Annotated in this window: 9 protein-coding genes; 2 read left to right on the forward strand and 7 right to left on the reverse strand. The window is 65.2% G+C overall.

The window, feature by feature from the left end; all coding sequences use genetic code 11:
- Together J4F42_20180 and J4F42_20185 are read left to right on the forward strand one after the other, a co-directional pair.
- The coding region (locus J4F42_20180) for an MFS transporter (protein ID MCE2487838.1) at positions 1 to 429 on the forward strand (429 nt) is incomplete at its 5' end.
- 48 nt (positions 430 to 477) lie between these two features.
- A complete protein-coding gene (locus J4F42_20185) occupies positions 478 to 1,821 on the forward strand; it encodes a DUF1329 domain-containing protein (GenBank protein ID MCE2487839.1) in 1,344 nt (447 codons plus the stop codon).
- A gap of 11 nt (positions 1,822 to 1,832) precedes the next feature.
- Here J4F42_20185 and J4F42_20190 read toward each other — a convergent pair whose 3' ends face one another.
- The 7 genes from J4F42_20190 to J4F42_20220 all read right to left on the reverse strand — a co-directional run.
- Positions 1,833 to 2,630, reverse strand: coding sequence for a hypothetical protein (locus J4F42_20190; GenBank protein ID MCE2487840.1), 798 nt, complete (start codon positions 2,628 to 2,630; stop codon positions 1,833 to 1,835).
- A gap of 45 nt (positions 2,631 to 2,675) precedes the next feature.
- Entirely contained in the window at positions 2,676 to 3,254 is a 579-nt protein-coding gene (locus J4F42_20195; protein ID MCE2487841.1) for a mismatch-specific DNA-glycosylase, read from the reverse strand.
- A gap of 8 nt (positions 3,255 to 3,262) precedes the next feature.
- Positions 3,263 to 4,297 carry a squalene/phytoene synthase family protein gene (locus J4F42_20200; GenBank protein ID MCE2487842.1) on the reverse strand — a complete coding sequence of 345 codons (1,035 nt, stop codon included), beginning with the start codon at positions 4,295 to 4,297 and terminating at the stop codon, positions 3,263 to 3,265.
- Positions 4,298 to 4,414: 117 nt separating this feature from the next.
- A complete protein-coding gene (locus J4F42_20205; GenBank protein ID MCE2487843.1) occupies positions 4,415 to 4,984 on the reverse strand; it encodes a non-canonical purine NTP pyrophosphatase in 570 nt (189 codons plus the stop codon).
- Positions 4,951 to 5,490: a peptide deformylase gene (locus J4F42_20210; protein MCE2487844.1), complete on the reverse strand. Its 540-nt coding sequence runs from the start codon at positions 5,488 to 5,490 to the stop codon at positions 4,951 to 4,953. The genes J4F42_20205 and J4F42_20210 overlap by 34 nt, the downstream gene beginning before the upstream one ends.
- Positions 5,491 to 5,499: 9 nt before the next feature.
- Positions 5,500 to 6,135: a restriction endonuclease gene (locus tag J4F42_20215; protein ID MCE2487845.1), complete on the reverse strand. Its 636-nt coding sequence runs from the start codon at positions 6,133 to 6,135 to the stop codon at positions 5,500 to 5,502.
- Positions 6,136 to 6,239: 104 nt separating this feature from the next.
- A partial coding sequence (locus J4F42_20220) for a DMT family transporter (GenBank protein MCE2487846.1) occupies positions 6,240 to 7,108 on the reverse strand: 869 nt, incomplete at its 5' end.

Raw genomic sequence — 7,108 nt, forward strand, 5'->3', positions numbered from 1 at the left:
TCGCGGCCCTTTGCCGGCCGGCTGTCGGACCGCTTTGGCCGACCGGCGGTGATCATCCCCGGGATGCTGTTGCTGGCCGTGGCGATGACGATTCTGGCCTTCTCGACCAGCCAGTTCGGCATGCTGAGTGCGGCCATTTTGCAGGGTTTTGGCTTTGGCGGCGTGCAGCCGTCGCTGATGGCCCAGGTGGTTGATCGCTCGACCGACCACGACCGCGGGCCGGCCTTGGCGACGCTGATGGGCGCCTTTGATGTGGGTGTGGGTCTGAGTTCAATCGGGCTGGGACTGGTCTTGGAAGCCACGAGTTTTTCGGTCACCTTTTTGTGCGCGGCCGGGATCGGACTGTGCGGCGCCGGAGCGTCGGCCTGGGACGCGCTGCGGCCCAAGACGGCTCCGTCCACCCCGTCCGTCGCCCCGGAGGCGGACTGAACCTGCCGCAGGAGAAACGTCTTGTCCTGACAGGCTGAGGAGGTCGCTGTGTATCGGTCCTTTCTTGCGGGGATATTCGCCCTCGCCCTGCTCCACCATCCGTCCTCAAGCCCGGCCCAGCCGCCGCCGCTGCCCAGCCGCGCCCAGATACAGGGCTGGATCGCCGCAAACCTGGAGACCACGCCGCAGTTTGCAGAGGGGCAGGTGCTGTCGCGGGCCGACATCGACAAGCTGCGACCGTTCCTGCCGCCCCGCTATATCGACGAGTTTGATTTTGAGGGGGTCGAGTTCCACGTGTCGCCATCCGGGAATTACGCGCCCCACCCGAACTATCTGGCCGCCACCGAACGCTATTCGGGCCAGACCGTCCTGGCCGAAGACGGGGCGATTGAGAACTATATCGCCGGGCGACCGTTTGCCCGGGCGCTGATCAATCCCAACGATCCGACCGCCGGCCTGCGGGCGGCCTGGAACTTCAACTTTCGCTGGCAGCACTACGGCATGCACGTCCGGCGCTACCTGGGCGCGCTGATCGAAAAAGGTGGCCGCGCGTCGCCCCTGTCCGGTTTTCCGCCCGACCTGATTCAGGGCGGCGGCACCGCGATACGCCACATCGTGGCCCTCTACCAGCGGGTCTACCACACCCACTTGGCCCAGCAAGCGGAGGCCGGCTATCTGCTTCCGGTCAGCGACGCCGGACGGTTTGAATACAAAGACTATGTGGAATTTCTTGAGCCCTACGATGTCCGCGGCTCGCGCTTTCTAGTCTATCGCTATAACGACCCGCGCGTGCAGGACGACGCCTGGGGATTTCTGCCCCAGCTCCGCAAGGTGCGCCGACTGTCGGTTATCGAACGGGACGACTCGGTGGGCGGGACGGAGATGACGCTGGACGACTTCACCGGCTTCTCTGGTCGGGTGCTCGACCACCGCTGGACCTTTCTGGGCTGGAAGGTGCTGCTGCATGTGATGAATTCGCGCCACCCCTACGCCCGCTTTTTCGGGCCCAACGGCTGGCTGCCGAATGACCGCTGGGAACTCCGGCCGTGCGCGGTGGTCGAACAGACCCCGGTCGGCGGCAACCGGGCCTACGGCAGCAAAATCTACTTCTGGGACGCCCAGACGTATGAGACGGCCCTGGTGCTGATCTTTGACCGGCAGGGCGGGCTGTGGAAGGTCATCGACCTGTTGCACGGCTGGTCTGAGGACCCCAGCCAGCCCGAGGCCGACCGGGGCCGGCATCTGCCGCGCAATATCGGCTTTACCATCCTCGACCTCAAAAAAGAGCAGGCGACCGTCTTCTCGGCCTATGAGATCGACTATCCTCGGGTAAGCCAGGAAGAGGTCGAGGAGCGCTACGACGTGAACAAGCTGACCGAGGGCAGGCGTTGAGGACAGACGCCTCAGTCCTTCCCGAACTGAATCGAGAAGCCCTCGCGCTCGTTGTTCTCTTTGTCGATCAGAATCGTGCTGGCCGAGCTGTAGCTGCCCATCGGGTAGAACAGAAAGCCGCTCACCCGCTGACCCGGTTGCAGGGTATCGACCTGCAAGGCTTTGCTCTGGCCAGCGGCCGGGGCTGTCATCGGGGTGACCCGGCCGCCGCCGGCAGCGCGCAGATAGACCTTGTCCAGTTCGATCCCGTAGGGTCGTGGGGTGTTGTTGTGGATTTCAACTTTCACCGGCAGGACACCGCTGGCCGGCAGATCAGACCCCAGCTCGATCTGCGACTCAAAGCCGTCGAAGGGCGTCAGGGTCATGTTCAGCCCGCCCTTGGGCCCCTGTTTGGCATACGCCTCCTGGTTGGCGGCCAGGATGCTGAAGGTCCGGGCAAAATTATTGTGGAAGCCGCCGGGACGTTCGGCCGCACCGATCAGCGACGGAACCGCGACGCCGGCCCGCTCAGGCACGACGGTCGCCCCCTGGGCACCGCAGGTGATGGTGACCCGGCCGCCCTCGCCCTGGCGCACCTCGGCGTTCGTGCCGGCCACGATGTAGCCCACCGAACCGGGGGTGGCGACCTGGACCGACTCGACCGGATGACCCAGGATTTGGACCGACCGATAGGCCAGGCGGTTGGCCTGCTCACAGCTCAGCTTTGGGGCGGACACCGTCCGCGTCCGGGGCGGCATGGTCGGGGTACAGCTCGTCGCCACCAGGCTGGCGACCGCTAGCGAAAAGAATGCGGCTCGATAGTATGACACACTTCCTCCCAAGACAGCGCGTTGCGGGTTCAGCGGCTCAGCGTATCAGAGCCTGCGCGACGGGGCGACACCGGGCACGTTTTTCAGCTCGTCTCGCAACCGTCCCAAATCCTGCATGGCGGCAGTAATATCGGACAGGGAATAGTGGGCGTTGCGCGGGCTGGTCGAGGGCAGCGCAAACACCCGCGCCCCGCCAAAACGTTCGGTCTGACGGCCGACGCGAACCTGTTTTGCCTGACAGCATACCCGGTAGCCGGTCAGGCCGTTGAAGCACACGACGCGCGGGCCATAGCGAGCAATCTTGTTGCGTAGCTGTTGCGCGCCACGCCGGAACTCCTCAGCCCCCAGCTCATGGATGCCGCGGGTCGGCCGTTTGACCACATCGGTCAGCCCGATCCCCCACCCCAACAGGCGCGCCTCATCTCCAGGGCCGACCGGCTCGGGCACCAGACCGGAGGCCGCCAGGGCGGTCCAGAACCGATTCTGGCGGCGGGCGAAATAGCGCCCGAGCTGGGCCGAATAGCGGCTCGGATTCAGGCCGACCAGCACGATATCGAGGTCGTGGCGCAGATAATCGGGCAGGCTGGGCAGGCGGTCCGGGTCCGGTTCGGGAGAACGTGCCATCGTCAACCTCAGCCGTGTCTGTCCCGGAGCCGGGCGTACTGGTATTGCAGGGCGCGGTTGGACCACACGCTGAGGAACGAGCCCAGCATGATCGCGTACACCTGGTGGCGTGCAATCTTGAGCCGGACCGCAGGGTCGAGCAGCCGGCGCGAGGCACGGATACGGGCCAGGGTCGCGCCGCCGATCAGCAGGGGCCAGGCACACGCCAGGCGCAGCCGCCATTCCCGGCGCGGAATGGCCAGGGTGTAGCGCCAGCCGGCCTGGTAGTGGGACAGGCTGAGGTCGAGCAACTCGTTGAGCAGGGGCCGCACCCGGCCGAGGTTGGCGGGCTCAAGCAGCTCCTCGGGTGTGAGCCCCAGCCTGTCCAGGTCTTCGCGCGGTAGATAACACCGTCCCAGACGCAGGTCATGGGCCAGGTCGCGCAGGATATTGGTCAGCTGTAAGCCCTTGCCGAACCGGACGCCGTGCTCGACCATGGCCGTCATGTCCCAGTCGCCCAGGGCCGGACAATGGGCGACCGCAGTCTTGGTCCAGAACTCCCCGACACAGCCGGCAACATAGTAGGTGTACTGATCGAGGTCGCGCCGGGAGCGCAGCGCGGCCAGCCCCTCATCTTCTTGGGCCGCAAAGGCTGTCAGGTCCATCCGCATGCCCTGGGTGAGGGTCAGGACCAACTCACGAATCCGCTCCTGGTCGTCCGGTCCGAGTCCGGCCAGGAGATCAAAGCAGGCATCCAGTCGCCGCAGCAACTCATGTTCGGCAGGGTTGGACTGGCGCTCACCAAGCTGGTCTTGCAGCTCGGGCAGGAAACTGAGATCGGCCGCATCAAAAGCCAGACGATAGCGCTCGAGCTGGACCAGACGCTGGTCCGGGGGCAGCAGCGTGGTATCGGCGATCGTATCCGCAGCCCGACAGAACAGATACGCCAGGCCCAGCGAGGGACGGACACCGGACGGCAGGATGCGCAGGCTCAGATAAAAGGAGCGACTGACCCGGGGCAGAATATCGGACAGGAGACGGGGGCGTGTTGAGTCGTGGGCCATGCGGCTCAAGACATATGCGCCCCCACCGGCCAGGTCAAGCACAGCGCGGGGTAATGTAGGGGCATCCCCCTGTGGGTGCCCGTCCGCTCCCGGCCGAGGCAGGGCACACAACAGCCCTCAGTCCAGCACCAAGCCTGAGCCGCGCAGCTGCTCCAGCGCCAGCCGTCGCATCGAAAAGCGGTCCTTGTCCCCGGCACTCATCTCGGCAAAGGTACGGGCGCTGCCCGCAGGTTGAAAGATCGCGTCCCAGCCAAAGCCGTGGCTGCCGCGCGGAGACACGGCGATGCTGCCCGGAACGCTGCCGGCAAACACCCGACAGCCGACCCCGTCGTGGTAGCCGAACAGGGTTGTTGCGGTAGCCGCGCGTTCGGTATCGAGCAGACGACACAGCCCCTCGTTGCCCAGGCTGTGCAAAAACCAGCGGATCAGCGCGCCGGGCAGACCGTTCCAGGCGGCAAAGGCCAGGCCAGTATCCTCGACCAGGACCGGGCGCTGGAGGGCGGCGTAGGCCTGGGCGGCCTTATGGCGCACGACCGGCTCAATCTCAACGGCCTGGATTTCGTCCAATTCGAGCGTCTGATGGGCCACGCTACGGCCGAGCAGACGCTCGACCTCGGCGGCTTTGGCGGCGTTGGCGGTGACAAAGGTGAGCATCACGTGGGTGCTGGCAGCCAGTAGCGTTGCCATTCGTCCAGGTGACACAGGGTGTGCAGCGAGTCCATGCGATCAACATACACCGTGCCCTGCAGATGGTCATACTCGTGCTGGATGACGCGGGCATGAAAATCTGTGGCCACAAAATCGAGCCGGTGGCCGTGGCGGTCCAGGGCCTGGACGCGCAGTTCGGCGTAGCGCGGGACCATCCCCCGCAGGTCGGGAATGCTCAGACAGCCCTCCCACAGCTCGGCCCGCCGCTCGGACACGACGCGCAGCCGGGGGTTGATCAACACCGTCAGCGGAACCGGCGGCACGTCGGGATAGCGGGGGTGCTTGTCCACCTGCAGGACAGCCAGCTGCTGCGACACATGGACCTGGGGGGCGGCCAGACCGACCCCGGTATACTCGTGCATGGTCTCGATCATGTCGTCGATCAGGCCTTGAAACTCGGGGCGTGGGATGGCCTCGGGGGGAACCGGCCGAGCGGTTTTGCGCAACACCGGATGCCCGAGACGACAGACTTTCAGAATAGCCATGCGACAGGCTCAAAGGCGTGTGCGGCGCTGGCTGCGCTGGGGACGCTGAAAGGCCAACACCCGATGGCCCTGCCGGTACTGGGCAACCAGCGTGATCAGATCCTCGCGGTCGATCAGGATGCAGTCCTCGTGTCGGGCCAGGGTGCGGGCGCGCAGACTGAAAGGCTGGTTGGCCAGCATCAGCGCTCCGTCACAGCCCTGGGCATGGCCGGCGGACAGGACCTCGGTGACCACGCTGTCCGTCAGCGGCCGGGTGTGGCGGGACACCCGGCCCAGCCGCCGTTCGGTGCCCCGGACCAGCAGAAAATCGGTCCCGGGTGGGCTGGGGCGTGCCAACGGCGCGACTTCATAGCCCTGAGCCCGCAACAGGTCGGCCGCATAGCGGGAAAACTCGGCGTCGGTCATGGTGTCGAGTTCGTGCAGCCGCTCGCGCCGCTCGCGCCGACGGGTATGGCTCTGCCATACGATCCAGATACCCAGCCCGCCCCCTATCCAGACCAGGGCACTGACCCAGTTGCCCTGGAGGGCAGAGGTGGCGAAGACGAACAGCAGACAGATAGCGGTGGCCTTGATAAGACGCGTCCGGGTGGTCTTTCCCGACCGCGTCTTGTGGCTCAGATCAACAGCGCGGGACGGTTCCTGCATGGCTTCCTCAGACAAGACGCTCGTTCAGTCGTTCTACGGCTACCAGCCAGATATCCCAGCAGGCGGAAGAAATCAATCGGGAAAATGGGACGGAGGATGACAGCTCAGCGTCGGGTCGTCAGCACAACCCCGACAATCACCAGGAGTGTGCCATACAGATGGACGGCGGTAATCCGCTCGCCCAGAAAAACGGCCGAAAACACCAGCACGATAATCGGAATGAGATTCATGAACACGGCCGCCCGGTGCGGGCTGACGCGCGTCAGGGCTTGATAGTACAGCAGATTGGTCAGTGGCGAGAGTACGCACAAATAGGACACAGCCATAATCACCGTCGGACTCAGCTCGAAGGCCGGCTGCAAGGGCTGCTCAAAGAAAAAGACCGGCAGCAGGGCCACCGCGCCGACCAGATAGGAGCTGGCCGTTGCGGCGGTGGGCGAACGCTCACGCAGGGCGACCCGGCTGTAGACCGTGTACACCGCCCAGTTGATCTGGCCGATCAGGATCAGCACATCACCCCAGTTGAACGAGCGCTGGAGCAGGTTTGCCAGCGAGCCCTGACACATGATGGCGACCAGACCGACACACGACAGGACGACGCCGGCGACGTTGAGCAGGCGGAGTTTCTCGCGCAAAAACAGCCACGACAGCAGGGTCACCCAGATCGGCGTGGCGGCCGCCAGGATGCCGGCGTTGGACGAGGTCGTCATCTTCAGCCCGACATAGAACAGCCCGCCCGAGGCCAGAACTCCGGTAAAGGCCATGATCAGGCTGCTCTTTGGGTCGCGGCGAATCTCACCCCACCAGCCGGGGTTTGACTGACGGCCCAGGAGGTTGAGGACCAGAGCGCCGAAGATGGTCCGGATGGCCATCAGGGTGAAGGTGCCGATCAGGCCCAGGGCGAATTTTCCGGCCGGGAAATTTCCGGCCCACAGGCTGATGACACCGATGAGTGAGAGGTAGGCCACAGGCG

It is taken from the genome of Desulfurellaceae bacterium, from assembly GCA_021296095.1.
Lineage (GTDB): Bacteria > Desulfobacterota > Binatia > Bin18 > Bin18 > JAAXHF01.